The organism is Variovorax sp. GW821-FHT09D05 (assembly GCF_059416325.1).
Map to the genome: position 1 here is coordinate 396,330 of NZ_JBWKOZ010000007.1, position 25,286 is coordinate 421,615.

The 25,286-nt window shown below is 68.1% G+C and carries 27 protein-coding genes; 15 read left to right on the forward strand and 12 right to left on the reverse strand.

Annotated features, from left to right (window positions below):
• Positions 1-47 precede the first annotated feature (47 nt).
• The 4 genes from apaG to AC07O3_RS21080 all read left to right on the forward strand — a co-directional run bounded on the left by apaG (position 48) and on the right by AC07O3_RS21080 (position 5,033).
• Complete coding sequence (gene apaG, locus AC07O3_RS21065) at positions 48-443, forward strand: Co2+/Mg2+ efflux facilitator ApaG/CorD (protein WP_093054165.1); 396 nt, start codon at positions 48-50, stop codon at positions 441-443.
• A gap of 119 nt (positions 444-562) precedes the next feature.
• Positions 563-2,548, forward strand: coding sequence for a transporter-like protein TlpB (tlpB, locus tag AC07O3_RS21070; RefSeq protein WP_495340261.1), 1,986 nt, complete (start codon positions 563-565; stop codon positions 2,546-2,548).
• A complete protein-coding gene (locus tag AC07O3_RS21075; RefSeq protein ID WP_093077040.1) occupies positions 2,545-3,816 on the forward strand; it encodes a cation:proton antiporter in 1,272 nt (423 codons plus the stop codon). Before tlpB ends, AC07O3_RS21075 begins: the two co-directional genes overlap by 4 nt.
• Entirely contained in the window at positions 3,813-5,033 is a 1,221-nt protein-coding gene (locus tag AC07O3_RS21080; RefSeq protein ID WP_495340262.1) for a YbdK family carboxylate-amine ligase, read from the forward strand. The genes AC07O3_RS21075 and AC07O3_RS21080 overlap by 4 nt, the downstream gene beginning before the upstream one ends.
• Positions 5,034-5,044: 11 nt before the next feature.
• Here AC07O3_RS21080 and AC07O3_RS21085 read toward each other — a convergent pair whose 3' ends face one another.
• Positions 5,045-6,001 (reverse strand): hypothetical protein, encoded by a 957-nt coding sequence (locus tag AC07O3_RS21085; RefSeq protein WP_495340263.1) that lies wholly within the window; start codon positions 5,999-6,001, stop codon positions 5,045-5,047.
• 118 nt (positions 6,002-6,119) lie between these two features.
• On the opposite strand from AC07O3_RS21085, the gene thiL reads away from it, so the two are divergent.
• Positions 6,120-7,076: a thiamine-phosphate kinase gene (thiL, locus tag AC07O3_RS21090; protein ID WP_495340301.1), complete on the forward strand. Its 957-nt coding sequence runs from the start codon at positions 6,120-6,122 to the stop codon at positions 7,074-7,076.
• 27 nt (positions 7,077-7,103) lie between these two features.
• Here the strand turns inward: thiL and AC07O3_RS21095 are convergent, their stop codons facing one another.
• Together AC07O3_RS21095 and AC07O3_RS21100 are read right to left on the reverse strand one after the other, a co-directional pair.
• Positions 7,104-7,814 (reverse strand): DUF3053 domain-containing protein, encoded by a 711-nt coding sequence (locus tag AC07O3_RS21095; RefSeq protein ID WP_495340264.1) that lies wholly within the window; start codon positions 7,812-7,814, stop codon positions 7,104-7,106.
• Positions 7,815-7,850: 36 nt separating this feature from the next.
• Complete coding sequence (locus tag AC07O3_RS21100; protein ID WP_093054151.1) at positions 7,851-8,747, reverse strand: LysR family transcriptional regulator; 897 nt, start codon at positions 8,745-8,747, stop codon at positions 7,851-7,853.
• Positions 8,748-8,844: 97 nt separating this feature from the next.
• On the opposite strand from AC07O3_RS21100, the gene AC07O3_RS21105 reads away from it, so the two are divergent.
• Positions 8,845-9,876 (forward strand): Bug family tripartite tricarboxylate transporter substrate binding protein, encoded by a 1,032-nt coding sequence (locus AC07O3_RS21105; protein ID WP_495340265.1) that lies wholly within the window; start codon positions 8,845-8,847, stop codon positions 9,874-9,876.
• A 30-nt stretch (positions 9,877-9,906) separates the two neighbouring features.
• A complete protein-coding gene (locus AC07O3_RS21110) occupies positions 9,907-11,622 on the forward strand; it encodes an FAD-dependent oxidoreductase (RefSeq protein ID WP_093054147.1) in 1,716 nt (571 codons plus the stop codon).
• Positions 11,623-11,650: 28 nt separating this feature from the next.
• Here the strand turns inward: AC07O3_RS21110 and AC07O3_RS21115 are convergent, their stop codons facing one another.
• Positions 11,651-13,099, reverse strand: coding sequence for an MFS transporter (locus AC07O3_RS21115; protein WP_495340266.1), 1,449 nt, complete (start codon positions 13,097-13,099; stop codon positions 11,651-11,653).
• Positions 13,100-13,148: 49 nt separating this feature from the next.
• A complete protein-coding gene (locus tag AC07O3_RS21120) occupies positions 13,149-13,283 on the reverse strand; it encodes a hypothetical protein (protein WP_495340267.1) in 135 nt (44 codons plus the stop codon).
• Between AC07O3_RS21120 and AC07O3_RS21125 the strand changes: the two genes are divergently transcribed.
• Together AC07O3_RS21125 and AC07O3_RS21130 are read left to right on the forward strand one after the other, a co-directional pair.
• A complete protein-coding gene (locus tag AC07O3_RS21125; protein ID WP_093077177.1) occupies positions 13,282-13,809 on the forward strand; it encodes a phosphatidylglycerophosphatase A family protein in 528 nt (175 codons plus the stop codon). The two genes, AC07O3_RS21120 and AC07O3_RS21125, sit on opposite strands and share 2 nt — an antisense overlap.
• Complete coding sequence (locus AC07O3_RS21130) at positions 13,803-14,330, forward strand: CinA family protein (RefSeq protein WP_440533262.1); 528 nt, start codon at positions 13,803-13,805, stop codon at positions 14,328-14,330. Before AC07O3_RS21125 ends, AC07O3_RS21130 begins: the two co-directional genes overlap by 7 nt.
• 22 nt (positions 14,331-14,352) lie before the next feature.
• Here the strand turns inward: AC07O3_RS21130 and AC07O3_RS21135 are convergent, their stop codons facing one another.
• A complete protein-coding gene (locus AC07O3_RS21135) occupies positions 14,353-15,537 on the reverse strand; it encodes an Acg family FMN-binding oxidoreductase (protein ID WP_256330766.1) in 1,185 nt (394 codons plus the stop codon).
• Positions 15,538-15,614: 77 nt separating this feature from the next.
• On the opposite strand from AC07O3_RS21135, the gene AC07O3_RS21140 reads away from it, so the two are divergent.
• The 3 genes from AC07O3_RS21140 to AC07O3_RS21150 are packed head-to-tail and all read left to right on the forward strand — an operon-like array spanning position 15,615 to position 17,347.
• On the forward strand, positions 15,615-16,511 hold the full coding sequence (locus AC07O3_RS21140; RefSeq protein WP_495340268.1) for a LysR family transcriptional regulator: 897 nt from the start codon (positions 15,615-15,617) through the stop codon (positions 16,509-16,511).
• A 27-nt stretch (positions 16,512-16,538) separates the two neighbouring features.
• A complete protein-coding gene (locus tag AC07O3_RS21145) occupies positions 16,539-17,033 on the forward strand; it encodes a nuclear transport factor 2 family protein (RefSeq protein ID WP_426391266.1) in 495 nt (164 codons plus the stop codon).
• Entirely contained in the window at positions 17,030-17,347 is a 318-nt protein-coding gene (locus AC07O3_RS21150) for a GNAT family N-acetyltransferase (RefSeq protein WP_495340269.1), read from the forward strand. The genes AC07O3_RS21145 and AC07O3_RS21150 overlap by 4 nt, the downstream gene beginning before the upstream one ends.
• Here the strand turns inward: AC07O3_RS21150 and AC07O3_RS21155 are convergent.
• Positions 17,337-18,524 carry an MFS transporter gene (locus tag AC07O3_RS21155; RefSeq protein WP_495340302.1) on the reverse strand — a complete coding sequence of 396 codons (1,188 nt, stop codon included), beginning with the start codon at positions 18,522-18,524 and terminating at the stop codon, positions 17,337-17,339. The genes AC07O3_RS21150 and AC07O3_RS21155 overlap by 11 nt on opposite strands.
• A 46-nt stretch (positions 18,525-18,570) precedes the next feature.
• Positions 18,571-19,365, reverse strand: coding sequence for a UPF0149 family protein (locus AC07O3_RS21160; RefSeq protein WP_495340270.1), 795 nt, complete (start codon positions 19,363-19,365; stop codon positions 18,571-18,573).
• A 53-nt stretch (positions 19,366-19,418) separates the two neighbouring features.
• Between AC07O3_RS21160 and AC07O3_RS21165 the strand changes: the two genes are divergently transcribed.
• Positions 19,419-21,116, forward strand: coding sequence for an FMN-binding glutamate synthase family protein (locus AC07O3_RS21165; RefSeq protein ID WP_093054130.1), 1,698 nt, complete (start codon positions 19,419-19,421; stop codon positions 21,114-21,116).
• A 64-nt stretch (positions 21,117-21,180) separates the two neighbouring features.
• Entirely contained in the window at positions 21,181-22,092 is a 912-nt protein-coding gene (locus AC07O3_RS21170; protein ID WP_093054128.1) for a BUD32 family EKC/KEOPS complex subunit, read from the forward strand.
• 18 nt (positions 22,093-22,110) lie between these two features.
• Here AC07O3_RS21170 and AC07O3_RS21175 read toward each other — a convergent pair whose 3' ends face one another.
• The 3 genes from AC07O3_RS21175 to AC07O3_RS21185 all read right to left on the reverse strand — a co-directional run bounded on the left by AC07O3_RS21175 (position 22,111) and on the right by AC07O3_RS21185 (position 23,445).
• Positions 22,111-22,356 carry a hypothetical protein gene (locus AC07O3_RS21175; RefSeq protein ID WP_093054125.1) on the reverse strand — a complete coding sequence of 82 codons (246 nt, stop codon included), beginning with the start codon at positions 22,354-22,356 and terminating at the stop codon, positions 22,111-22,113.
• 28 nt (positions 22,357-22,384) lie between these two features.
• Complete coding sequence (locus tag AC07O3_RS21180; RefSeq protein WP_495340271.1) at positions 22,385-22,834, reverse strand: type VI secretion system amidase effector protein Tae4; 450 nt, start codon at positions 22,832-22,834, stop codon at positions 22,385-22,387.
• A gap of 179 nt (positions 22,835-23,013) precedes the next feature.
• The gene (locus tag AC07O3_RS21185) at positions 23,014-23,445 is read right to left on the reverse strand and encodes a putative toxin-antitoxin system toxin component, PIN family (protein ID WP_093175146.1); all 432 of its coding nucleotides are present in this window, start codon (positions 23,443-23,445) and stop codon (positions 23,014-23,016) included.
• Between the two features lie 128 nt (positions 23,446-23,573).
• Between AC07O3_RS21185 and AC07O3_RS21190 the strand changes: the two genes are divergently transcribed.
• Complete coding sequence (locus tag AC07O3_RS21190) at positions 23,574-24,041, forward strand: surface-adhesin E family protein (protein ID WP_495340272.1); 468 nt, start codon at positions 23,574-23,576, stop codon at positions 24,039-24,041.
• On the opposite strand, the gene AC07O3_RS21195 is transcribed toward AC07O3_RS21190, so the two are convergent.
• Positions 24,027-25,265 (reverse strand): THUMP domain-containing class I SAM-dependent RNA methyltransferase, encoded by a 1,239-nt coding sequence (locus AC07O3_RS21195; protein ID WP_495340273.1) that lies wholly within the window; start codon positions 25,263-25,265, stop codon positions 24,027-24,029. The two genes, AC07O3_RS21190 and AC07O3_RS21195, sit on opposite strands and share 15 nt — an antisense overlap.
• Between the last annotated feature and the right edge of the window lie 21 nt (positions 25,266-25,286).

The window sequence follows — 25,286 nt, forward strand, 5'->3', positions numbered from 1 at the left end:
CGCCCGGCGGACGCGGGGGGAGGGGGCCTGCAGTTACCATCGCGCCCATGTCACACAGCCCCTTCAGCGTGCAAGTCGAACCGCGCTACCTGGCCGAACAGTCGTCGGCCAAGGACAACATCTACACCTTCTCGTACACGGTCACCGTCACCAACACGGGGACGGTGGCTGCCCAGCTGATCGCCCGCCACTGGCTCATCAACGATGCCTCGGGCCATGCGCAGGAGGTCAAGGGCCTCGGCGTGATTGGCCAGCAGCCGCTGCTGGCGCCCGGCGAATCCTTCCGCTACACGAGCGGCTGCCGCCTGCAGGCGCCCAGCGGGACGATGCATGGCAGCTATTTCGTGGTGACGGAAGAAGGCGAGCGCTTCGACGTGCCGATTCCGATGTTCGTGCTTGAAGCGGACGTGGGCGGAGCCCCCGTCTCCCGCGTGCTTCACTAGGTACTCCCCCAGGCTTCGCGCACTTCGTGTCGCTTCGCCACCCCCCTCGCCGGGGGCAACACCTGCGGCCCGGCAAAGCCGGTTCCGCGGCGTTCCCCGGCGCTTGACGAGATCGTTCCATGGCTGCCGCATCGCGCGATTTGCAGGGGCTGCTTGCCGGCCTCGACCCGACAGCCGACGTGGCACAGCGCCACATCTGGCTCATCAATATCTTCGACTGGCTGCGCGGCGACCGCGCCTCGCCCCAGGCGGCAATTGGCCGCGTGCAGCTGCTGCTCGACGCCATCGAGGCGCGGCCCGAATTGCGCGAGCGGCTACGCGCCTGGTGGCGCGTGTTCACGCAGGCGGTCGACCTGACCACGCTGCTGGCCGACTACGGCTTTGCGCCGCGCACCGCCTTCGCCAGCGAGCTGGGCGAGCGGCTGCGCCGCAAGATCCTGCCCGGCACGCCCGAGACCACCGATGCGTCGGACCTGTTCCGCATGGTGCTGCCCGGCGTGTTCGACGCAGGCTGGATCGCTCTGCTCGACGAAACGCAGCTGACCCGCATCGGCGCGCTGCTGGCCGATGCGGCGCTGGACGACGACGGCGCGCCGCGCTGGCGCCACACGGTGATGGATGCCGTCACCTACTGCAGCAGCCAGGTGGTGGCGGCCGGTTTCTCGCCGGAGCTGCGCCTGCGCATGAGCACCGAGGTGCTGGGCCAGGGGCGCCCTTTTCATTCGCTGATGGCCGACCTCGACGAACTGCGCGAGCAGATGTTCGACCGGCCCGGCGAGCCCCGCGACGAGGAGGCGCTGCAGGCTGCCTTCCTGGCCTTCCGCGACCGGCTCGACGCCTGCCGGGCCGGCGCCGCCTCGGTCTACACGCACCTGGAAGACAACGGCATCTCGGTCGGCCTGGTGTTCCGGCTGCGCCAGTTGCGCGAGCGGGTGCTGCGCATCCGCGAGCTGCTCGACTGCCTGATGGCGCCCAACCCCGCGCCCAGCGTGGCGCGGCTGGTCGGGCGGCTGGTGCTGGCGGGCGGCGAGCGCAACAGCATCCGCGCGCTGATTGCTTCGAACTCATCGATGCTGGCCGCCAAGGTGACCGAGCGCAGCGCCGAGACCGGCGAGCACTACATCACCCGCGACCGCGCCAGCTACCTGCAGATGGTGAAGAAGGCCGCGGGCGGAGGCGCCCTCACGGCCATCACAGTGCTGCTGAAGTTCGGCATCTACGCGCTGGGCCTGTCGGCCTTCTGGAGCGGGCTGGGCGCGGGGCTGATGTATGCGGCCAGCTTCGTCGCGATCCAGCTGCTGCACCTGACGCTGGCCACCAAGCAGCCCGCGATGACGGCGCCGGCCATGGCGGCGCGGCTGCGCGACATCGATTCGGACGGCGCGGTGAACGATTTCGTCGACGAGGTCGCGAACCTCGTGCGCTCGCAGGTGGCGGCGGTGCTGGGCAATGTGCTGGTGGTGGTGCCGGCGGTGGTGGGCATCGCGCTGCTGGCCCAGCTGGCGCTGGAACGACCGTTGCTCGACGCCGCGCATGCCGCGGCCACGCTGAAATCGCTTTCGCTGGCGGGGCCGACCGCGCTTTATGCGGCAATCACCGGCATCCTGCTGTTTTCGGCCAGCATCGTCGCCGGATGGACAGAAAACGCCTTTGTCCTGCATCGCATGGACTCCGCCATGCGTTACAACCCCCGCATCGGCGCTTTTCTCGGCGCCGCACGGGCCCGCCGCTGGGCCGATTTCATGCGCACACACATCTCAGGCTTCGCCTCCAACATCTCGCTGGGACTCATGCTCGGGCTGCTGCCCGCGTTCGCGGGTTTCTTCGGGCTTGGCCTTGATGTGCGGCACGTGACACTCTCGGCCGGACAGATCGCCGCAGCCGCGGCATCCACCGGCCTCGGGGTGCTGCAGCAGCCCGCGCTGTGGTGTGCGGTAGCGGCGATCCCGGTCATTGGCGCGCTCAATGTGAGCGTGAGTTTCTACTTCGCTTTCCGCCTGGCGCTGCGCGCGCACAGCGTGAGCCTCGGTGACCGCGCCCGCATCCGCAGCGCGATCTGGGCCCGCTGGCGCAGCCGGCCGGTGAGCTTTTTCCTGCCTGGATGAATTTGACGAGCTTCCTCAACGATCTGCTGGGCTTCTGGTCCGAATGGGTGCGCCCCTCGGCGGGCCTGCCCACCGTGCTGTGGTCGCTGCTGCTGGCGGCGGCGGCGGCTTCCGGCCACCTGGTGCAACGCTATCTTGGGTTTCCCAAGGTCATCGGCTATTCGCTGGTGGGCGCGGTGGTGGGCTTCGCCGGCTTCGAAGGCGCGATCTGGCCGCTGCGCGGCATCAGCCTCTTTCTGCTCGAACTCGGCGTGGCCGTGGTGCTGTTCGAGGCCGGCGGGCGGCTGCCGCTGCGCTGGTTCCGCCATAACCCGATGGTGCTGGTGCAGAGCCTGCTCGAAGCCACGCTGACCTACTTCGGCGTGTACTGGGTGCTCACGCTGCTGGGCCTGCCCGAGCCGGTGGCCAACCCGATCGCGCTGATGGCCATCGTCGCCTCGCCGGCGGTGCTGAGCCGCGTGATCATCGACACCCGCGCCGCCGGCCCCGTGACCGAACGCGCGATGACGCTGGCCACGCTCAACACCTTCTACGCACTGGCACTGGGCTACGCGCAGGCCGGGCTGATCGAGCGCGCGCCGCAGACGATGCTGCAGAAGCTGTATCCGGTGGCGGTGGTGCTGGGCCTGTCGTTCGTGGTCGGCGGGATCATGGCGCTGGCGCTGCGCTCGGCCCTGCGGGTGATGAGCCCGTCGAGCGAGAACACGTCGATCCTGCTGCTGGCGATCATCGCGGCGGGCGCCGCGCTCACCGCGCACATCGGCGGCTCGGCGCCGCTGGCGGCTTTGATCGGCGGCGTGCTGCTGAAGACGCTCAACCCCAAGCCCTGGGCCTGGCAGCGACAGCTGGGCACAGCGGCTTCGCTGCTGACCATGCTGATGTTCGTGCTGGTGTCGATCGTGGCGGCGCAGGCCGACTGGACATTACCCGTGGCCAGCGTGGTGCTGGCCGTGATCGGCGTGCGCCTGCTGGCCAAGATTTCGGGCGTGGCCATTGCCAACCCGGGCAGCGGCGCGAGCTGGAAGCAGGCCTTCTGGGTCGGCTGCGCGATGTCGCCGCTGTCGTCGATTGCGCTGCTCATTGCCTCCAATTTCGCCACCGCATCGCCGCTGCTGGGCACGATGATCACGCAGGTGGCCCTGCCCTCGATCCTGTTGATGGAGGTGGTGGGCGCGATGCTCGCCACGGTGGCCATCCACGCGGTGGGCGAAAGCTCGGTGCCCTGGATGCCCCAGGCCTTCAGCATCACGGAGGACACGCAGCGATGAGCACCGCAACCAACAACCACAACAACACGCCTATCGACCCGGACAGCGACGACGTGCGCTCGGCGCCGCTGCCTTCGGACCCGGAGAGCCGCGCGGTCAAGCTCGAACCCTTCAACAAGTCGGAAGCGCTGTCGCTCGGCGTGGAGCTGGAGCTGCAGCTCGTGAACACGCACGACTACGACCTGGCCCCGTACGCCGAGGACATGCTGCGCCTGATGGCGCAGACCCCGCTGCCCGGCAGCGTGGTGCCCGAGATGACGTCGAGCATGATCGAGATCTCGACCGACATCTGCCACTCGGCGCAGGACGTGATCACGCAGCTGTCGCCCATTCGCGAGGCGCTGATCCGCAATGCCGACAAGCTCAACATCGCGGTGGTGGGCGGCGGCACGCACGCCTTCCAGCAATGGCACGAGCGGCGCATCTATGACAAACCGCGCTTTCGCGAACTGTCGGAGCTGTACGGCTACCTGAGCAAGCAGTTCACCATCTTCGGGCAGCACGTGCACATCGGCTGCCCCGATGCCGATTCGGCGCTGCTGATGCTGCACCGCATGTCGCGCTACATCCCGCACTTCATTGCGCTGTCGGCGTCTTCGCCCTTCGTGCAGGGGCAGGACACGCAGTTCGACTCGGCGCGGCTGAACTCGGTGTTCGCGTTTCCGCTGTCGGGCCGCGCGCCCTTCACGCTGAGCTGGAAGGAGTTCGAGGCGTACTTCGAGCGCATGACCCGCACCGGCGTCGTGCGCAGCATGAAAGACTTCTACTGGGACATCCGCCCCAAGCCCGAGTTCGGCACCATCGAGATCCGCGTGTTCGACACACCGCTCACCGTCGAGCGCGCCGCCGCGCTCGCGGGCTACGTACAGTCGCTGGCAGCGTGGTTCCTGCAGGAGCAGCCCTTCGAGCCGACGGAAGACGACTACCTCGTCTACACCTACAACCGCTTCCAGGCCTGCCGCTTCGGGCTGGACGCGGTGTACGTGGACCCGGCCACCGGCCAGCACATGCCGCTGCGCGACCACATCCTGATGACGATGACCCAGCTCGAATGGCACAGCGAGGCGCTCAACGCCACGCAGGCGCTGGGCGAGCTGCGCACCAGCGTGGAAGCCAACCGCAACGACGCGCGCTGGCTGCGCGAGAAGCAGGGCAAAGAGCGGCTGCTGGCCGAAGTGGTGCGGCAGGCGTCGCTGAGGTTTCGCGGGGCTGCCTGAAAGAAAGTTCGCTACGGCGTTGCTGGAACGTTGTCCTTGTGCAGTTGATCGATGAAAGTGCGGACTGAGCGGCGCAATGCCTCGTCCGTCTCGGCACCGGTGCCGACCATGGTGCCGCTCACCATGACCACGCGTCCGCGCGCATGCGACAGCTCCGTGTACACCGATTTGCCATCCGGATTCCGCAAAACGGCGCATGCCCGCTCCGGAAGACCGCATACCCGGCGCGCCGATCCCACCTCGCTGGCGAAACGTCGCTCCACGGCATCGAACTCCGCGGCGCCCACCGGCGATACGCCATAGCGCGTGTCATCGAGCACGAGCACCAATTGCACGGGAGGAGCCGACGACCGCGCAGTACCTGCCGGGACAAAGGCACCGATCAGAAAGCTCGTGTTGACCGCCGTTCCGAGAGAACTGTCGATCGCGGGATCGACCAGCCAGGGCTCCCAACCCGCGGGTACTTGCAACGCCAGTGAACTTACCGGCGTACGGCCAACGCGCGTCTTGCTCTCGCCCCTTGGCGCACAGGCGGAGGGCGACTCCCGGACCGACAACGAATTCATTCGCACTGGACGCTCGGCAGCGCCGACCGGCGGCGGATCGAACTCCCGCGATGTGGCCAGCCATTCGCCTTTCACTTGATAGTGCAGTTCCACCGGCTTGATGCCAGGCGTGCTCGTTGAAGTCAGCCGGGCCACACCGGGCGCAAGGATTTCGTAGGTCGACGCGTTCTCGTTCTTCGTACCTCCTTGCAGGCAGTAGGCGCGAAAGTGAGTGGCATCGACCCGCAACACGCAGTCCCCATTCTGGGCACGCTGCCTGTCGTTCGGGAATGTCAGCTGCACATGCTGGCTTCGCCAGCAACCCTGCAAGGCGGCGTCCGCAGCCCAGGCGGTGTGGATCGCAAGAATCCCGCAAAGGGCCGCCAATGCCGCAAGACCTCGAACCATCTGTCGTTCTGCCATGTCATTCATCCTTCCATAACCCTGTTGCTCGACTCTAGCCTTGACCATGCGGACCCAGCAAATCCATCGGCGCTCCCATGGCTCGACCACCCGCCCTGCCCTTATGCTCACCCCCCATATGGGTGAATTCGACCTGATCACGCGTTACTTCAAGCGCCCCGCCACGCGCTCCCCGCTGGGCGTGGGCGACGACTGCGCGCTGCTTGCGCCCGCTGCGGGCATGCAGCTCGCCGTGTCCTCCGACATGCTGGTCGAGGGCCGGCACTTTCTTTCCACCGTCGATCCGGTGCGGCTGGGCCACAAGGCGCTGGCGGTGAACCTCAGCGACCTGGCGGCCTGCGGTGCGAAGCCGCTGGCCTTCACGCTCGCGCTCGCGCTGCCGGGCGTCGACGAGCCCTGGCTCGAGGGCTTCTCGCGCGGCCTGTTCGCGCTGGCCGATGCGCACGGCTGCGAGCTGGTGGGCGGCGACACCACGCGCGGCCCGCTCAACATCTGCATCACAGTGTTCGGCGAAGTGCCGGCCGGCGCGGCGTTGCTGCGTTCGGGCGCGCGCGCGGGCGACGATATCTGGGTGAGCGGCACGCTGGGCGATGCGCGGCTGGCGCTCGAGGTGTTTCGCGGCACGATCGCGCTGTCGGCCGAGGCTTTCGAATCGACGCGCATGCGCATGGAGCAGCCCACGCCGCGCGTAGCGCTGGGGCAGGCCTTGCGCGGCATCGCCTCTTCGGCGGTGGACGTGAGCGACGGGTTGATCGGCGACCTGGGCCACATCCTCGGTTCGAGCGGCGTGGGCGCCACGCTCGATGCCGATGCGGCCACGGCCCTGATCGCTGCCGAGGCGCCCGGCCTGCGCACCGAGCTCTTGCGTACCTGCGCGCTCTCGGGCGGCGACGACTACGAGCTGGTCTTCACCGCGCCCGCCTCTGCGCGCGACGCGGTCACGCAAGCCGGCCTGAACAGCGCCACGCGCGTCACGCGCATCGGCCGCATCGAGGCCGATGCCGGCCTGCGCATCGTCGATGCAACCGGCGCGCCGGTGTCACAGCGCTTCGGCTCGTTCGACCACTTCATCTGAGCTCTTGTCGTTGCTGCGCTGCTCCGGTCAGGAACCGCGCACCATCGCCTGCATCTTCTGCTGTGCAGCGTTGATGGCTGCCGACTGACCGTTGAGCTGCTGCAGCATCTTGTTGAGCTCGGCCTGCACCGCCGGGTCGGTCACGGTGACCGAAGAGCCCGCGACCTGGATCTTCGACTTGTTCTTCTCCATGAAGTCGCCGATGGCCAGCGCGCTGTTGAACACGGTGTCGAGCGCGGGGAACACTTCCTTGAAGGTGGTGGACGGCGCAGTCACGGTCTTGTCGAAGGCCTTGTCGTAGACCTGCTTCAGGTCGTCGGGCTGCTTGAGCTGCGCATGCGCGGCATCGGCCTTGGCGGTCTGCTGGTCGAGCGCGGTGCGCAGGGCGGTCAGGCCATCCTTCGCGGCCTTGAGGTCGTCGCGGCGCGCCGGCAGGTCGGCGATGGAACGCAGCGCGCCCTTGGCCATGATCTGCGTCATGGGCTGGCTCACCGACTTGTTCATGCCTTCATTGAAGTCGGTGATCACGGCGTAGTGCTTCGCGTAGTCGCCGAACGAGGTTTTCTCTTCCTCGCTAGGCACCGGCACGCGCAGGCCGGGCTTGTCGAGCACGCGGGTCTGCAGGAAGGTGGTGAAGGCCTTGCGCTGCTCGGCTTCCTTGTTGCCGCAGGCCACCAGCGCGAAGCTGAAGACCACCAGGAGCGACAGGGCCCCGAGACGTTGAATGAAAGTTCTCATGGGGACTGGCCCTCCCGTGTGTTGTGGATCTAAAAATTATAGGGAGCGCTTCAGAGCCTCTATGAAGGCACGCGCCGCGGCCGAGAGCGAGTGGCCGCGCTTGGTGACGATGGAGATGTCGCGCGCCACGCGCGGCGAACTCAGTATCTTGATCACCAGAGACGGATTGGCCTCCGCGCGCGCGAAGGCCGAGGGCATGATCGACGCGCCCATGCCGGCGGCAGTCATCCAGATGGCGGTCGAGAGAAACGAAACCTCGTTCACCACGTCAAGCGCCACGCCCGCATCGGCCGCGGTGCCGTCGATGAGCGGGCGCACGCCGTAGCCCGGGCGCACGGTGATGACGGGATGGCGCGCCAGGTCGGTCCAGCGCACCACGCGCGCCTTGGCCAGCGGGTGGTCTTCCCGGCACACCAGCGCAAGGTGGTCGCGCATGAGCCGCTGCACCTCGACCTCGGCGCCGGGCCGCTCGGGCGTGCCGATGCCGAAATCGACGTGCTCGCCGAGGATGCGCGAGATGAACTGGTCGGGCGCGCAGTCGTTCACCAGCACGCGCACGCCGGGGTGCTGCTCGTTGAACGCGCGCATGGCATCGGGCAGAAGAAAGGCCGAGAGCGTGGGCGTGATGGCCAGCGTGACGCGGCCGCGCTCGAGCGTGGCCAGTTCGCGAAAGTCGGCCGAGAGCGAATCGACGTCGCGCAGGATGCGCTCGACCGTGACCATCATCTGCTCGGCCGCCGCCGTGGCCTTGAGCGAACGCGTGGTGCGGTCGAACAGGCGCGTGTCCAGTCCGTCCTCGAGCTGGCGGATCAGCATGCTCACCGCCGACTGCGTAACGAACAGCCGCTGAGCCGCCGCGCTGAGCTTTTTCAGCTGGTAGACCGCCAGGAATGCACGCAGCTGGCGGATCGTAGGACTGAAGTTCGTATTCATCAGAAAAGATGATATTTCATTAGAAATATCTTGATTTACGAATGAATGCTGTCATCGTTCAATCGTTGAAAAGACACATCACATTCAAGGAGCCTCGATGGCAGTACCTCTTGCCGACGGGAAGAGCGTGCTTCGCAGGCAGCTCATGCTTGGCGCAGTCGGCGCGGCGTTGACCGGCGGCTCGGCTTTTGCGCAGGCCCCTGCGCCATCGCCATCTTCGACCGTCGGCGATTTCCCGAACAGGCCCATCCGCATGATCGTGACCTTTCCGCCGGGCGGCAGCGCCGATGCGGTGGTGCGCCTGATGGTGCCGAGGCTCAACGAGAAACTGGGCCAGCCCTTGGTGGTCGACAACCGGCCCGGCGCCGGTGGCAACGTGGGGCTCGCGCTGGTGGCCAAGACACCGGCCGACGGCTACACGCTGGGGCTGGGCGCAGCCGGTGCGCTGACGGCCAACGCGAGCCTGTACGCACAGATGCCCTTCGACCCGGTGAAGGACTTCAAACCCGTGGGCATGGTCGCGGCCACGCCCTTCGTGATCGTGGGACACCCTTCCCTTCCGGCGCGCACGCAGCGCGAGCTGATCGCGCTGGCGAAGGCGAAGCCGGGCACGCTGTCGATCGGTCATGGCGGCAACGGCACGGCCATGCACCTGTCGGCGGCGCTGTTCGCGCAGATGGCCGACGTGAAGCTGGTTGAAGTGCCCTACCGCGGCTCGGGCCCCGCGGCGCTCGACACCATGGCGGGGCAGATCCAGCTCGCGCTGGTCGACCTGCAGGCTTCGCTGCAGCAGATCCGCGCGGGCAAGCTGATCGCCTTCGCGGTGACCAGCGCACAGCGCGTGCCGATGCTGCCCGAAGTGCCCTCGGTGGCTGAGGCCGGCCTGCCCGGCTACGACTCCACGGGCTGGTTCGGCGTGGTGGCGCCCGCAGGCACACCCGCGCCCATCGTTGCGCGGCTGAACGCCGAGATCAACGCCGCGCTCGGCGACGAGCAGATCAAGGCCGCAATGCGCAACCTCGGCGCGGAGCCCGCGCCGAGCTCGACCGAAGCCTTCGAGGCCTACATCCAATCCGAGACGAAGAAGTGGGCGAAGGTGATCCAGACCGCCCACATCCGGCTCGACTGACGGCACGCTCCCTTCCGCCCTCTTGCGAACATGACCGACCACCACACCGCAGCAGCACTGCAGGCCGACGTGATGATCGTCGGCGCCGGCCCCGTGGGCCTTACGCTGGCCATGGACCTCGCCTCGCGCGGCGTCTCGGTCGTCATCTGCGAGACGCGCCGTTTCGCGGAGCCGCCGAACGTGAAGTGCAACCACGTGGCATCGCGCACCATGGAGCAGTTCCGCCGCCTGGGCGTGGCGCAGAAGCTGCGCGACGCGGGGCTGCCAGCCGACTATCCGAACGACGTGGTGTTCCGCACCAGCGTGACGGGCACCGAGCTCACGCGCATTCCGATTCCGTGCCGGCGCGACCGCTACACCGAAACCGAGGGCCCCGACGCGTGGTGGCCCACGCCTGAGCCGCCACACCGCATCAACCAGATCTACCTGGAGCCCATCCTGCTGAAGCACACGGCCGCGCTGCCGGGCGTGACGCTCCTGAACCGCACGCAGTTCGCGGGCTTCACGCAAGACGATGAAGGCGTGACCGCCATCGCCACCGACATGGACAGCGGCGTGACACGCAGCATCCGATGCCGCTACATGGTGGGCTGCGACGGCGGCGCCTCCACCGTGCGCAAGCAGATCGGCGCAAGACTCGAAGGCACGGCCGTGATCCAGCGCGTGCAGTCGACCTTCATCCGTGCACCGCAGCTGCGCGCGCTGATTCCGGGCAAGCCGGCGTGGTCGTACTACGCAATGAACCCGCGCCGCTGCGGCACCATGTTCGCCATCGACGGGCACGAGACCTGGCTGGTGCACAACCACCTGAATGCCGAAGAGCCCGAGTTCGATTCGGTCGACCGCGACAAGTCGCTGCGCGAAATCCTCGGCGTGGGCCCCGACTTCAAATACGAGATCATCAGCAAGGAAGACTGGATCGGCCGCCGCCTCGTGGCCAATCGCTTCCGCGAGGGCCGCGTTTTCATCGCTGGCGACGCTGCACACCTGTGGGTGCCCTATGCGGGCTACGGCATGAACGCGGGCATTGCCGACGCGCTCAACCTCTCGTGGCTGCTGGGCGCGGTGGTGCAGGGCTGGGGCGACGAGGCCATCCTCGACGCCTACGAGGCAGAGCGCCAGCCGATCACCGAGCAGGTGTCGAACTTCGCGATGGACCATGCGCAGAAGATGATCCGCGCGCGCCGCGCCGTGCCGCCGAACATCGAGGAGCCCGGCCCCGCCGGCGATGCGCTGCGCGCCGACATCGGACGCGAGGCCTACGAGCTGAACGTGCAGCAGTTCTGCTGCGGCGGCCTCAACTTCGGCTACTTCTACAGCGGCTCGCCGATCATCATTGCGGACGGCGAGCACATGGCGCCGCCCTATTCGATGGGCGAGTTCACGCCGTCCACCGTGCCGGGCTGCCGCGCGCCGCACTTCTGGCTTTCGGACGGCCGCTCGGTCTACGACGCCTTCGGCCCCGGCTACACGATGCTGCGCTTCGACCGCAGCGCGGACGTGCGGCCGCTCGAACGGGCCGCGGCCGCCTACAGCATGCCGCTCACGGTGCTGGACATCGAGACCGAGGACGTGCCCAAGGCCTACACGCACCGCCTCGTGCTGTGCCGCCCCGACCAGCACGTGGCCTGGCGCGGCGCGCACCTGCCGGCCGAGGTCTACGACCTGGTGGGCCTGCTGCGCGGTGAAGGCCTGCGAGTGCGGGCACGCCGGCGGGCGCTGGCCTGGGAAGGCGTGGTGGCCTGAGCCTTCTCTTCTTCTAAGGCTGGCCCGCTCACCAGCCGCGCCGTGCGACGGCGCGGTACGCAAGCCACACCGCCAAGGCCGGCGCGATTGCAAAGCTCGCGAACAGCCACACGGCCGCCGAGCGCGCGCCCTCGACGCCGCCCGGCACGGTGAGGCCCGCCGCATTCGCCACCAGTCCCGCCACGGCCGCGCCAACGGCCATGCCGTAGAGCTGCACGGTGGTGATCGAGGCCGAGGCCAGGCCCTCTTCGCCCTTGGGGGCCAGCGACATCACGCGCGTAATCAAGTGCGGCCAGCCGATGCCAACGCCGAGCCCCACGGCCGCCAGTGCGACGGCGATCAGCAATGTCTCGAAGCCGTCGGCGAAGAACCCCGGTGACGGCAGCAGCCACGCCAGCGCCGCCAGCCCCAGCGTGCAGATCACCGGGCCGGCGCGCAGCATGCGGTCGGCCCCCGTGCCGCTGCGGCCCGAGGACAGCAGCGAGCCCGCGCTCCAGCCGCCCGCCATCGCGGCGGTGAGATAGCCCGCTGCCAGCGGCGAGTGGCCGTGCAGCAGCTGCAAAAAGTACGGCACGAAGATTTCGGTGGTGCTGCCGATCAGCAGCAGCGCCACGCTCGCGTAGATGGCGCCCAGCGGCGCGCTCATCGAATAGGCGCCGCTCGGCAACACGCGCACGGTGGCGCGACTGTCGATGCGCGTGGCCGCGAAGCCGATGGCCAGCCCCAGTGCCACGCCGACGGCCTGCCAGAGCAGCTCGGGCCACAGGCCGCTGGCCGCAATCACCAGTACCGACAGCGCGAGCAGGCCGATCTGCATCCCCGGCACGCGCGGTGGAACGGCGGGCCGCGCGTGCTTCACGCCCATCGAGGGTCGCAATTGCACGAGCACCAGCAGCGCCTGCGCCGCCGCCACCGGCAGCAGGAACCAGAAGGCCCAGCGCCAATGCCCGGCCTGCGCGAACAGGCCGCCCACGGCCGGCCCGCACAAAGTGGCGACGCCCCACATACCCGACACCAGCGCCACCGCGCGCGGCCACAGACGCTGCTCGAACACCAGCTGGATCAGCCCGTAGCTCAGCGCCGCGAGCAGGCCGCCGCCCAGCCCCTGCACCGTGCGGCCCGCGAGCATCCACGGCATGGCCGGCGCGAGCGCGCAGCCGACCGAGCCGGCGCTGAACACCGCCAACGCCGCCAGGCACGCGCCGCGCGGGCCGAGCACCGCGAGCAGCCGCACCGACAGCGTGGCGCCGAGGATCGAGCCGACCACGAAGAGCGTGGTGCTCCAGGCGTACCAGTCGAGCCCGCCGATCTCGCGCACCACCGACGGCAGCACGGTGGTCACGATGTGCACGTTGACGGCGTGCAGCGCGACGCCGCCTGTCAGGGCCAGCGCGCGCCAGCCATTGCGGCCGCTGAACAATTCGCTCCAGGCGGCGGTGGCAGGCGGAGGACGCAGGGCGGCGGAAGAGGAAGACATGGCGCGAAGACGAAGCTTGGAAAGGAGTCCGGATACTAGGCGGCCGGCGTCAATTAAACAAGCTATTGCTTTGATAAATAAATCGCACCGAGCCGGTGCCGGCGCAGATGCGCGACACTTCTGCCCCGATGCAAGCCGCTTCTTCCTCTCCTTCTTCCTTGTCCACCACGACCACCGGCGCCATGCCCCAACCCCCGATGCGCCGCGCCACGCTGCGCTTTCTGCTGTCGCACCCCGCGCATTTCATCGCGCTGGGCTTCGGCTCGGGCCTGTCGCCCTTCGCGCCCGGCACCGTGGGCACGCTGTGGGCCTGGGTGGCCTTCGCGGTGATGCAGCTTTGGTTCACCCCGGCGACCATCGGCTGGATCATCGCGGCCTCGCTGCCCATCGGCTGGTGGGCCTGCACCGTGGCCGCGCGCAACATGAACGTGGCCGACCCCGGCGCCGTGGTGTGGGACGAGGTGATCGCCTTCTGGATCGTGCTCTGGCTGGTAACGCCGGCCGGCCTCTTCGCGCAGGCCATCGCCTTTGCGCTGTTCCGTTATTTCGATGCCGCCAAGCCCGGCCCGGTGGGCTGGGCCGACGCGCTGTTCAAGCAGCGCGATGCGGCGCAGGTGCGCTGGTGGCGCGCGGGCTTCGGCATCATCCTCGACGACCTGGTGGCGGCGTTCTGCACGCTGCTGGTCATTGCACTCTGGCGCGCATGGTGAACCCGATGGACTCTTCCTCTACAACGGCGCTCGCCGACCAGGACACGCCCGAACTGGTCGTGGCCCTGGCCGGCCTGCTGCAGAAAAAAGGCTGGATGCTGTCCACCGCCGAAAGCTGCACGGGCGGGCTGATCGGCGCGGCCTGCACCGAGCTGGCGGGGTCGAGCGTGTGGTTCGAGCGCGGCTTCATCACGTATTCCAACGAAGCCAAGACCGAGCTGCTGGGCGTGGACGCAACGGTGATCGCGGCGAACGGCGCGGTCAGCGAGCCGGTGGCACGCGCCATGGCCACGGGCGCGATCGCGCATTCGCCGCCGTCGCGCGTGGCGCTGGCCGTGACCGGCGTGGCGGGCCCGACCGGCGGCACGCCCGACAAGCCGGTGGGCACGGTGTGGTTCGGCTGGTCGGTCGACGGCGATGTGCGCACCGAGCGCCGCCGTTTCGACGGCGACCGCGCCACGGTGCGCGCGGCCACGGTGCATCACGCGCTGAAGACGCTGGTCGAGCTGCTCTCGCGCTGAACGCCCGGGCAGGCTCCGGCCTTCAGGCCGTCATGAAGTCGCCGAGCGGCCGGCGCGGCGCGGCAGGCACCGGCGCCATCGGGTAACCGAGGCGGCACATCATCTGCACCGTCGGGCTGTGCCTGTCGCCCGGCCGCGCGGTGCCCAGCAGCAGGTCGTGCGCGACCGCACGGCACGGCGCCATCTCCGCGAACTCTTCGAGCGGCTGGCTCATCGGGTGCATGCCCAGGCCCAGGTCGGTGGCGCGCAGCTGCTGGCGCACGTGGGCACGGCCCGCCGCAATCTGCTCGGTGCGGCTGTTGCCGCGCGTGCTGAGCCAGACGAAGCCCATCGCGGTTTGGGCCTGGTCCTCGAACATCTGCAGGGTCTGGCGGAACGAGGGGCTGTCTTCGGGCGCGGGCGTGCTGCGGCTGAACTGCCCCAGCGCAACGGCGATGCGCAGCGCCGGATCGTTGACCGAGAAGCCGTCGCGGTGTTCGAGGATTTCCTGCGGGCCGATGCGCAGCAGCTGCAGGTTTTCCATGGCGGTGCCGGGCGTGGCGAGCTCCACGCGCGCGGCCGCCGCGCAGAGCCTGCGCAAGGGCAGCACGCGCGCCATCTCGACCGTGCCGGATGAGCTCACCATGCCGCCCACCGGCACCACCGAGGTGAGGCCCTGCAATATGTCGGCCGACACCGGCCGCGTGAGGTCGAAGCGCTGCTTGGGCGTGCGCCGCCGCAGCACCTGCGCGAACAGCGGATCGGGCACGCCACCGTCCGCCAGCCGCAGCCGTGCCACCGGAATGTGCGGCCAGTGCCGCGGCTCGCCGATCAGCTCGCCCTGCGGCCATAGCTGCACGCTGGCCTGCACGCCCTGCTGCGCGAGCGCCATCACCAGCAGCTCGATGAAAGCGCCGTGGCCGATGACGACCTGCCGGCCGAAGGGATCGGACTCGGGCTGCACGCGCTCGCGGTCGCAATAGACCACGATGGCGTCGGGCTCGCGCAGGTCGACCAGCCAGGGCTGGCAGTTGTACGCTGTGGGGGCGGTGACGGCATAGGCGACGGCGCGCTTGCGCACGTCGGGCTCGTTGCCGGGGCCGTTCCATACCTCCAGCGCGGCCGCCGGCATGTCGGAGTTCAGCCACCAGGCTGCCAGCGCGGCCGCACCCGCCGCTACGACAACGCCGCCTCCCAGCAGCCGGACAAAGTTTCTTCGCTCATCCATTGCGCGGATTATCGAAAGCGCGCCCGCAGTTCACAATGCGTCAAGCTTCGATAACTGCTATTCAAAACTGAATACCAATGAGACCCGACAAGGAACTGGGCTTCGACTGGCGGCTGGTGCGCGCGTTTCTGGCCGCGCTCGACCATGGCAGCCTGCTGGGAGCGGCGCGCGCCGTGGGCGCGAGCCAGCCCACGCTGGGCCGCCACATCGCCGAGCTCGAAGCGCAGCTGGGCGTGGTGCTGTTCGAGCGCACCGGCCGGGGCCTGCGGCCGACCGAAATGGCCACGCGGCTCGCGCAGGCCGCGCGCAGCATGGAAAGCGGCGCGCTCGCGCTGTCGCGCAGCGTGTCGGGCGCCAACACCGCGCTGGCCGGCACGGTGCGCATCTCGGCGAGCCAGGCCACGGCGCGGCACCTGCTGCCGGCGCTGCTGGCCCAGATGCGGCGCGAGCTGCCCGAGATACAGGTCGAGCTGGTGGCAACCAACGAAGTCAGCAACCTGCTGCGGCGCGAGGCCGACATCGCGCTGCGGATGAGCCCGCCCGAGACCGGCTCGGTGATCGCCCGGCGCGTGGGCCGGTTCGCGCTCGGCACCTTCGCCCAGCGTGACTACCTGCGCCGCCGCGGCACGCCGCGCCAGATCACCGACCTGCTCAAACACGACCTGCTGGGCTACGACCGCGACGACAGCATCCTGCGCAGCTCCGCCCAGCTCGGCGCGCCCCTGAAGCGCGAGGACTTCTGCTTTCGCACCGACGACGTCAGCGTGTACTGGGAGGCGCTGCGCCAGGGCATGGGCATCGGCTTCGTGAGCGAGTCATTGGCCCACACCGACGGCGAAGTGGTGCGCGTGCTGCCTACGATCAAGCTGCCGGTGCTGCCCGTGTGGCTGGCGGTGCACCGCGAGGTGCGCACCGACCGGCGCATCCGCTCGGTCTATGATTTCCTCGCCCGCACCATTCCCCAGGTGCTGTGACTCCCCGCCAACCAACCCGAAGGCCTCATGACCGCAGCCACCAATGCCCAGACCATCGAGCGCTTCTACAGCGCGTTCGCCAAGCTAGACGCCGCCACCATGGAAGCCTGCTACGCGAGCGACGCGGTGTTCGACGACGAGGCTTTTTCGCTGCGTGGGCGGCGCGAAGTGGGCGGCATGTGGCGCATGCTGGCCACGGGCACGAAAGCCAAGGGCGCCGACGTGTGGCGCCTGACCTGGCGCGACGTGAAGGCCGACGACAACACCGGCAGCGCCCACTGGGACGCGCACTACCGCTTCAGCGCCACCGGCCGCCTCGTCGACAACAGCATCGACGCGCGCTTCACCTTCACGCCCGAAGGGCTGATCGCGACGCACCGCGACAGCTTTCCGTTCTGGACCTGGTCGCGCCAGGCGCTCGGCACGCCGGGCCTGCTGCTCGGCTGGACGCCCATCCTGCGCAACAAGGTGCGCGCCACCGCCGCAGCCAACCTCGCCACTTTTCTTGCACGCCAGCCATGAGCAACAACACCGCCCTCACCTTTTCCAACAACCAAGCCCAGCACCGCTACGAGGCCACGCTGGATGCCAAGCTCGCGGCCTATGCCGAGTACAACCTGCTGACCGACGCGATCATGTTCACGCACACCGAGGTGCTGCCGGAACACGAGGGCAAGGGCGTGGGCTCGGGCATCGCGAGGCACGTGCTCGACGAGGCGCGCGCCAAGGGGCTGCATGTGATTCCGGTGTGCCAGTTCATCGCGGGCTACATCCGCAAGCATCGCGAGTACGCCGACCTCGTGCGGCCGGACATCCAGCGCGCCTTCAAGATCTGACGGAATCGGCCTTCGGCGCGGGCAACCACGCGAAGGCCGCGATGCCAATCACCAGCAGCGCGGCGATGGTGGCCAGCACGGCCGTCAGCGGGTCGCCGCCATGCGCCGACGCCACCGAAGCGGCGACGCCCGTGCCCCACTGCATGAGCGCCACGCCGAGGAACATCGCCATCGTGAACACGGCCATCGCGCGGCCGGTGAGCGTGGCCGGGTAGGCGCCGCGCACGTCGGCGTATTGCCAGACGATGAAGCCCGAGAGCACGCCGATCAGCACCATGCCGGCGATGTCGAGCCAGGCCGAGTGCAACACCGCGATGAGCGCGAAGAGCCCCGCATAACCGAGCGCGCAGATCACGATCCAGCGGCGTCGCCCGGCGCCGTCGCGGTCGAGCCGGCCGAAGAGCGGCGCGCCGAACAGCGAGATCACCGACACCGCCAGCGCGACGTTGCCGCTCTGCACCAGCGAATAGCCGTGGCGCTCCATCATCAGCGGGCCGAGCCACAGGCCGCGCAGCGAGATGAAGGCGGCGTAGGTGACCGCCCCCAGCACCATGATGCCCAGCGTGTGCGGCATGGCGAACAGCGCGCCGAACTGGCGGATCGCCTCGGGGATCGACTCCTTGACCTGCGGCACGGCCGAGGCGGGCTCGTGCACCCAGTACCAGATTGCGAGCCATGCCAGCGCAGCCGCCACGGCCAGCACCAGGAAGCCCGCGCGCCATGAATAGGCCTGCACCAGCCACGCCAGCGGTGTGCCGGTGGCCAGCATGCCGAGGCCGCCGACGGCCAGCACCATGCCCGACACGGTGGCGAAGCGCGCCGCCGGAAAGTGCCGCGCGATGAACACCGTGCACACCAGGAAGGCTGGCGCGCAACCCACGCCGATCAGCGCCTGGCCCGCCACCAGCACGAGGTAGCTGGACGACACCGCCGACAGCAGCGCGCCCGCGATGGCGACGGGAAAGGCCACCAGCACCGTGCGACGCACGCCGTGCAGGTCGATGCCGATGCCCATGAACAGCTGCATGGCGCCGAACGCAAAGTGAAAAGCCCCCGAGAAAATCCCGAGGGCCTGGGCGGAGAGATGAAAGTCGGCCTGCAGCGGGCTCGCCATGATGGCGCCGACCGTGCGGAAAGCCTGGCTCAGCGCGACCCCGGCGCACAGCGCCAGGACCATCACCCAGGCCGCGCGCGGCGTCAGGGGTGCACTGCCAGTGCCACTGCTAGGTGGCACCGTGGCACTTCTTGTATTTTTTTCCGCTGCCGCAGGGGCACGGGTCGTTGCGGCCGGGAGCAGCTTCCTTGCGGATGGTCTCGGCCTTCGGGCCCAGGCTCTTCCAGAGCTGGCGCAGGTCGTACACGGCCCAGATGGCAGCGCCGAAGTCGTCCAGCCGCTGCTGGCTCACGCTGGGTGGGGCGTCGTCGCTGTACATCGACAGCGTGGGCTTGGCGTTGTCGTCCTCGGTGAGGGCAACGATGTTGTCGAGTGCGTCGTCGAGCATTCGCGCAGCATCTTTGTCGCGCGGGGTGGCCCAGTCTTCGGGCCAGTTCTCGACCGCGTACATGAAGCCCAGCGCCCACACTTGCCCGAAGGAGGGAATCGCTTCGCCGGCCACTTCGGCACGTTCTTCCTCGGGCAGCGAGGCGATGGCGCCGCGGGTGTCGAGCACCTCGGGCTGCCAGCTGCGTTCGTCGTCGAGGGTTTCGACGGGGGCATCGAGACCCTCTTCGATCTCGACCCAGCGGCGCTTCCAGTTCCAGACGAACTCCATGTGCTGCGCGGACGAGAAGCTGTCGCCCAGCAGCACGGGCCAGTATTCGGACGGCATGATGGGCCGGCGGGTGCAGATCAGCGCGGCCATGAAGCCCTCGCAGAACTCCCATTGGGGGATTTCCTCGTCGTGCTCGCGCATGGCGTCGAGCGCCTGGTCGAGTGCGTCGAAATCGTCGGGGCCGAGGGGGGACTGGGCTGCGGAGGTGGCCTCTGGGGGCGAAATGGGGTCGGGAATGGTCGTCATGGCAAGTTCGGGAGCCCTCTATGATGCAGCAGGCTCCGGTCGAGACTATTTCTATGCCCACGATTATTCCGTTTCCGACGCGCTACAGCGCCTTCGCCCTGTGCGTGGTCGGTCTGGTGGCCTGCCTCGCGTTCGTTCTGGTGTCGCCGCACCTGTGGCTGTCCTGGATCGGCGTGGCAGTCTTTGCGGTACTTACAGGTACCGGCGTGCACGACCTGCGGCAGGCCCGCCACGCCATCCTGCGCAACTACCCGGTCATCGGCCATTTGCGCTTTCTGCTGGAGTTCATCCGGCCAGAAATGCGGCAGTACTTCATCGAGAGCGACTCGGAAGCCGCACCCTTCTCGCGCGCCCAGCGCTCGCTGGTGTACCAGCGCGCCAAGGGCGACCCCGACAACCGCCCCTTCGGCACGCAGCTGAACGTGACCATCGCGGGCTACGAGTGGATCAACCACTCGATGCAGCCGACGAAGCTCGAGAACCACGATTTCCGCATCGTGATCGGCGGCACGCCGCAGCCGGTGGGCGCCAACCCGGCGCAGGTCTGCACGCAGCCTTACAGCGCCAGCGTGTTCAATATCTCGGCCATGAGCTTCGGCGCGCTGTCGGCCAACGCCATCCTCGCGCTCAACAAGGGCGCGAAGATGGGCGGCTTTGCGCACGACACCGGCGAGGGCTCGATCTCGCAGCATCACCGGGTGCACGGCGGCGACCTGATCTGGGAAATCGGCTCGGGCTACTTCGGCTGCCGCAACGACGACGGCACCTTCAACGAAGAACGCTTCACTGCCAACGCACGCGACCCACAGGTGAAGATGATCGAGATCAAGCTGAGCCAGGGCGCCAAGCCCGGGCACGGCGGCGTGCTGCCGGCCCCCAAGGTCACGCCCGAGATCGCGGCGGCGCGCGGCGTGCCGGTGGGTGTGGACTGCATCTCGCCCTCGTCGCACAGCGCGTTTTCCACGCCGACCGAGATGATGCATTTCGTCGCGAAGCTGCGCGAACTGTCGGGCGGCAAGCCGACCGGCTTCAAGTTCTGCCTGGGCCATCCGTGGGAATGGTTCGGCATCGTCAAGGCGATGCAGGCCACCGGCATCACGCCCGACTTCATCGTAGTCGACGGTGCCGAGGGCGGCACCGGCGCGGCGCCGGTCGAGTTCAGCGACCACGTGGGCGCGCCGCTGCAGGAAGGCCTGCTGCTGGTGCACAACACGCTGATCGGCGTGAACCTGCGCCACCGCATCAAGATCGGCTGCGCCGCCAAGGTGATCACCGCCTTCGACGTGGCCCGCATGATGGCGCTGGGCGCCGACTGGTGCAACGCCGCGCGCGGCTTCATGATGGCGCTGGGCTGCATCCAGGCGCAGAGTTGCCACACCGGCCACTGCCCCACGGGCGTGACCACGCAGGACCCGCTGCGCCAGCAGGCGCTGGTGGTGCCCACCAAGGCCGACCGCGTGCGCAACTTCCACCGCAGCACGCTGCATGCGCTGCAGGAGCTGGTGCAGGCCGCGGGCCTCGACCATCCGCAGCAGATCACCGCGCACCACATCGTGCGCCGCATTTCCGACACCGAAGTGCGTCTGTTGAGCAACCTGGTGATGCAGGTGCAGCCGGGCGCCCTGCTCGGCCCGCTCGACGAGCAGCACAATGTTTTCCGTACCTACTGGCCGCTGGCCAGTGCTGAGAGTTTCCAGCCCGTCACACAAGGCCCGCAAGGGCTTGTGACGGGCTTTGCAATGGCCGCATGAGTGCAGCGCCGGGCCGCCCCAAGCAAGCTCGTACCGCAGCACGGAGTGCGGAGGTATCGACCTGATGAATCCTTTGAGACGAGGCGCCAACGCGCGCCTGCAAACGCGCAAGGGCGCAGCTTCGGCGCCCGCGCCCCTCGACGCGCTTTCCCCGAACCCGCCAGCGCCCAGCGACTACGCGGAGTTCCTGCGCACCACCCTGCCCCAGCAGAAGAAGAACGTGGCCAGCCACCGCTTCGGCAGCGAACGCGTGTGGCTCAAGAAGGCCGGCCCCCGGCATGGCAAGTGGGGCTACCGCGTGATGGCGGCGGTCGCCCGCATGGCGCGGCTGGACATCATCAAGCCGGTGCCCAACCCGGGCGGCGAAGCGGCCATCGCCACCGAGGCGCGTCGGCTGAAACAGCTCGCGGCCGCCGGCCTGCGCGTGCCGGTGGTGCTGGCACAACAGGCCGATGGCCTGCTGATCTCGGACCTGGGCGAAAGCGGCCGCGCGACGGTCGTGCTGCAGGAGCGGCTCGACCAGGCCGCCGCAGCGGGCCCCGCGGCGCTGCTGGCTGTTTGGCGCGAGGGCCTGACAGCAATCGCCGCCGTGCACGTGCGCGGCCAGCACCTGAGCCAGGCCTTCGACCGCAACCTCGTGCAGTGCCCTGACGGCGTGATCGGCTACATCGATTTCGAGGACGACCCGGCCGAGGTCATGACACTGGCCGAATGCCAGGCGCGCGACTGGCTGAGCTACCTGCACTCGACGGCGATGATGCTGGAAGCCGCCGCGCCGCAGGCTGCCGGGCAGCACTGGCATGCGGCGCTGTCCGGCGTGAACGAAGAGGTGCGCGAGCGCATCGCGAACGCAGCGCGGCGCATGAAGTGGGCGCAGAAGCTGCCGGCGAGCCGGCGGTGGGGGCGCGATACGCAGCGGGTGCGGGCGGTGGCGCGGTTGCTGGGGCGGTGGTATCTGGCGCCTCTCCCGAATTAGCGACAGTCGTTGCGCGAGTTATTGGCGATCGAGTCGCTTCTGCCGCCATTTGCGGAATGCCCAGTCGCCTAACCAACCACCCACGATGGCGCAAATTGCCTGCACCGCAAGGGCGATTACAAAGGCTTGAGTTAGATCGCTCTCGCTTTGCGCTTTGTTCATTTCGTACCACTGGCCAATGGGCACGAGCACGCACTTTGCCACAACAAAACTGAGCGCCAGCCCCCCCAGCACAATGCAGATGAGGCGAAGTAGGATTTTCATGAAACCTGCCAAAACCAAATAGCTTGCGCTAGACGCATGTCAGTGATGATCCCCTCCCAAGAGAGATGCCACTGCACATGGAAATAGACATGAGTTCTGTCATCCGCGACCCATTCCAGAGGTCGATGTGGTCACCTTGTCTCCCCTCGCCCCAGTAGTTCTGGATGAACACGATTCCAGTGCGCTTGGCGATTTTGTCGAATCCTTCTTTGCCGGTGTACTTTTCGGTGCGCGACATAAGACCCGAGGTTCCCGAATCCAGCCAGTTCGCCAACTCCTGTGCACGAATCGGGTACTTCGGCCTGTCTTTCTGCCAGGAATAGACACCTCGGAAGTTGTCGAGGCTCATGCTCGAACGAATAAAGGCAGCGCCTACGTTGATCGCGCATTGGTCCTTGTAGGTATCTTTGTCCAGCAGGTCATCGTCGCCCTTGATATTGGGGTGATTCGACCAAAGAGTCGCAAAAGATGGTTGCATGGTTTCCAGTCATAGCAAAGGCTGAAGGGGTGGCGTCGGTGCCGCAAAAAAAGCAAGGGACTGCAATGCCTATTCGCCGCAACCATCCTCGCCTTGCTGAAAAATCTAACAGCGTCCTGACAAGGATCGATGACTAAAAGGTTGTCAATTGATACCCGACACCCGAACCATTGAGGCAGCTAGGCCGCGAACGTCGCCTGCACCGCCACCCCACGCAGCGCCAGCCTCTTCTTCATCGACAGCACCGCCCGATCCTTGCTCAGCAGCAGCGCCCGATGCGCCACAGCCAGATCGATGAACACCTGGTCATCAGGATCGCTGCACACGCAAGGTGCGCGCGGCGGAATGCCCTCGACCATCTGCACCCGCGCGTCGAAATCTGCCAGCACCGCCGGCACCTGCAGTTCGCGCTGCGCCATGCGCCTTGCAATCAGCGGATAGCCCAGCACGCGTTCGAGCTCCATGCGCATGGCGGCCGTAACCAGCCAGCGCAGTTCTCCCGCGGCCAGCCGCGCAGTCAGCGGTTCCCAGGCCGGATCTTCGAAGACCAGCAGGTCGAGCGCGATGTTGGTGTCGATGACGACGGGGGCGGAGGGTTCTGTCAACGTCATGGAATGTGCGGGGGATATCGCCGATGTTGCACCATGCAGGGCCGGCGTCAGGCCCGAGTCGGTTCGGCCGACGACAATGCTCCCGGGCGCTTGCGCGCCCTGCCTCATCACAGCATCCGCCCTCTTTCATGAAACGTTTCCCGCTGCTCTGCCTCGTCCTGCTCGCCTCCGTGGGTGTCCGGGCCGAGTGGTTCACGCTGTCGGGCACGCCCGGCGACGCCACCAGCAGCTATGTGCAGGTCGAGCCGACCAGCGTCGAGGTGGACGGCTCGAACCGCCTCGTGAGCCTGCGCATGAGCCTGCCGGAAGACCGCACGGGCCGCGACGGCATCAGGTTCCGCTCTTTCCAGGCCCGGGCCAAGGTCGATTGCGAGGCCCGCAGCGCGCGCTACGTGAGCGCTACCTACTTCGGCCATCCGGATTTCGTCGGCGAGCCGGTCGCGGTAAGGCATTTCGAGGAGAGCGACGTGCGCACCGTGACCCTGGCCGGCGCGCGCGACCTCGTCACGCGAACGATCAACGCGGCCTGTGCCGTTCGCCCCAAGGAAGCCAAAGAACAGCAGCCCAAGCCCGAAGGCGAACTACTTCCGCGCTGAGCCCGCGACCATGTCGAAGCGGAACAGGCGGCATTCGATAGGGCCGTTCCACATCGGCACGCGGCGCGATTCCTTCAGGCGCATCTGCTTGGGCAGCTTGAGGTCGGGCGTGAGCACCCAGGCGGTCCAGCCGGCGTAATTCTTCTTCCAGTGGGTGGCGAGCTGCGGGAAGAATTCGCCGCCATCACCCCCTTCGCCTGCTTCGGTCTGCGCCGATTCGCGCGCACCCGAGCGCCCCGTGCCGGCCACGCCGCCCACCCCGATGCGCTCGCCGTACGGCGGGTTGAGCATGATCACGCCGCCCTCGGCCGGCGGCATGCGCTGCAGCGCGTCGCCGCCGCGGAACTCGATGGCCTGCGCCACACCGGCGCGCTCGGCGTTGCGTTCGGCAAAGTCGACCATGCGGTGCGACACGTCAGAGCCGAAGATCGCCACGCCGCCCTCGCGCACGGTCGTCTCGGCCTCCTGCCTGATGGCGGTCCACACGTGCGCCTGGAACGGCAGCAGCTTCTCGAAGCCGAAGCGCCGCAGCGACCCGGCCGCGATGCCGCGCGCGATCTGCGCCGCCTCGATGGCAATGGTGCCGCTGCCGCAGCAGGGGTCGTACAGCGGCTGGGTCGACACTTCGCCCGTTTCGGGGTTCCACCAGCCGCTGGCGGCCAGCATGGCGGCGGCCAGGGTTTCCTTCAGCGGGGCGTCGCCCTTGTCCTGGCGCCAGCCGCGCTTGAACAGCGGCTCGCCCGAGGTGTCGATGTAAAGCGTGCAGGTGTCGGTGGTCAGGTGGGCGAACACGCGGCAGTCGGGCCACTGGGTCTCGATGCTCGGGCGCACGCCGTTGGCCTTGGCGCGGAAGCGGTCGGCAATGGCGTCCTTGATGCGCAGGGTGGCGAAATTCAGGCTCTGCAGCGGGCTGTGCTGGGCGGTGGTCTCGATCTTGAAGGTCTGCTTCGGGGTGAACCAGATCTCCCAGGCCACGCCGTTGGCAATGGCGTACAGGTCGTTCTCGCTGCGGTAGGGCGCGTGGGCCAGTTCGACCAGCACGCGCTGCGCGAGCCGGCAGTGCAGGTTGAGCTTCAAGGCGTCGCGCCAGTCGGCGCGCACGCGCACGCCGCCGCGCAGCGTGAGCAGGTCCTGGCCGACGCGGCCGGTCAGGGCGTGCACCTCCTGGGCGAGGAATTCCTCGACGCCGGCGGCGCAAGGCAGGAAAAAGGAGAGATCGTTCACGGAAATTTGACCATCGGGGAA

Bases quoted from the DNA above. Each gene is read 5' to 3' on its own strand.
- apaG (WP_093054165.1), top strand. From the start codon at position 48: ATGTCACACAGCCCCTTCAGCGTGCAAGTCGAACCGCGCTACCTGGCC.
- tlpB (WP_495340261.1), top strand. From the start codon at position 563: ATGGCTGCCGCATCGCGCGATTTGCAGGGGCTGCTTGCCGGCCTCGAC.
- AC07O3_RS21075 (WP_093077040.1), top strand. From the start codon at position 2,545: ATGAATTTGACGAGCTTCCTCAACGATCTGCTGGGCTTCTGGTCCGAA.
- AC07O3_RS21080 (WP_495340262.1), top strand. From the start codon at position 3,813: ATGAGCACCGCAACCAACAACCACAACAACACGCCTATCGACCCGGAC.
- AC07O3_RS21085 (WP_495340263.1), bottom strand. From the start codon at position 6,001: ATGGCAGAACGACAGATGGTTCGAGGTCTTGCGGCATTGGCGGCCCTT.
- thiL (WP_495340301.1), top strand. From the start codon at position 6,120: ATGGGTGAATTCGACCTGATCACGCGTTACTTCAAGCGCCCCGCCACG.
- AC07O3_RS21095 (WP_495340264.1), bottom strand. From the start codon at position 7,814: ATGAGAACTTTCATTCAACGTCTCGGGGCCCTGTCGCTCCTGGTGGTC.
- AC07O3_RS21100 (WP_093054151.1), bottom strand. From the start codon at position 8,747: ATGAATACGAACTTCAGTCCTACGATCCGCCAGCTGCGTGCATTCCTG.
- AC07O3_RS21105 (WP_495340265.1), top strand. From the start codon at position 8,845: ATGGCAGTACCTCTTGCCGACGGGAAGAGCGTGCTTCGCAGGCAGCTC.
- AC07O3_RS21110 (WP_093054147.1), top strand. From the start codon at position 9,907: ATGACCGACCACCACACCGCAGCAGCACTGCAGGCCGACGTGATGATC.
- AC07O3_RS21115 (WP_495340266.1), bottom strand. From the start codon at position 13,099: ATGTCTTCCTCTTCCGCCGCCCTGCGTCCTCCGCCTGCCACCGCCGCC.
- AC07O3_RS21125 (WP_093077177.1), top strand. From the start codon at position 13,282: ATGCCCCAACCCCCGATGCGCCGCGCCACGCTGCGCTTTCTGCTGTCG.
- AC07O3_RS21120 (WP_495340267.1), bottom strand. From the start codon at position 13,283: ATGGCGCCGGTGGTCGTGGTGGACAAGGAAGAAGGAGAGGAAGAAGCG.
- AC07O3_RS21130 (WP_440533262.1), top strand. From the start codon at position 13,803: ATGGTGAACCCGATGGACTCTTCCTCTACAACGGCGCTCGCCGACCAG.
- AC07O3_RS21135 (WP_256330766.1), bottom strand. From the start codon at position 15,537: ATGGATGAGCGAAGAAACTTTGTCCGGCTGCTGGGAGGCGGCGTTGTC.
- AC07O3_RS21140 (WP_495340268.1), top strand. From the start codon at position 15,615: ATGAGACCCGACAAGGAACTGGGCTTCGACTGGCGGCTGGTGCGCGCG.
- AC07O3_RS21145 (WP_426391266.1), top strand. From the start codon at position 16,539: ATGACCGCAGCCACCAATGCCCAGACCATCGAGCGCTTCTACAGCGCG.
- AC07O3_RS21150 (WP_495340269.1), top strand. From the start codon at position 17,030: ATGAGCAACAACACCGCCCTCACCTTTTCCAACAACCAAGCCCAGCAC.
- AC07O3_RS21155 (WP_495340302.1), bottom strand. From the start codon at position 18,524: ATGGTCCTGGCGCTGTGCGCCGGGGTCGCGCTGAGCCAGGCTTTCCGC.
- AC07O3_RS21160 (WP_495340270.1), bottom strand. From the start codon at position 19,365: ATGACGACCATTCCCGACCCCATTTCGCCCCCAGAGGCCACCTCCGCA.
- AC07O3_RS21165 (WP_093054130.1), top strand. From the start codon at position 19,419: ATGCCCACGATTATTCCGTTTCCGACGCGCTACAGCGCCTTCGCCCTG.
- AC07O3_RS21170 (WP_093054128.1), top strand. From the start codon at position 21,181: ATGAATCCTTTGAGACGAGGCGCCAACGCGCGCCTGCAAACGCGCAAG.
- AC07O3_RS21175 (WP_093054125.1), bottom strand. From the start codon at position 22,356: ATGAAAATCCTACTTCGCCTCATCTGCATTGTGCTGGGGGGGCTGGCG.
- AC07O3_RS21180 (WP_495340271.1), bottom strand. From the start codon at position 22,834: ATGCAACCATCTTTTGCGACTCTTTGGTCGAATCACCCCAATATCAAG.
- AC07O3_RS21185 (WP_093175146.1), bottom strand. From the start codon at position 23,445: ATGACGTTGACAGAACCCTCCGCCCCCGTCGTCATCGACACCAACATC.
- AC07O3_RS21190 (WP_495340272.1), top strand. From the start codon at position 23,574: ATGAAACGTTTCCCGCTGCTCTGCCTCGTCCTGCTCGCCTCCGTGGGT.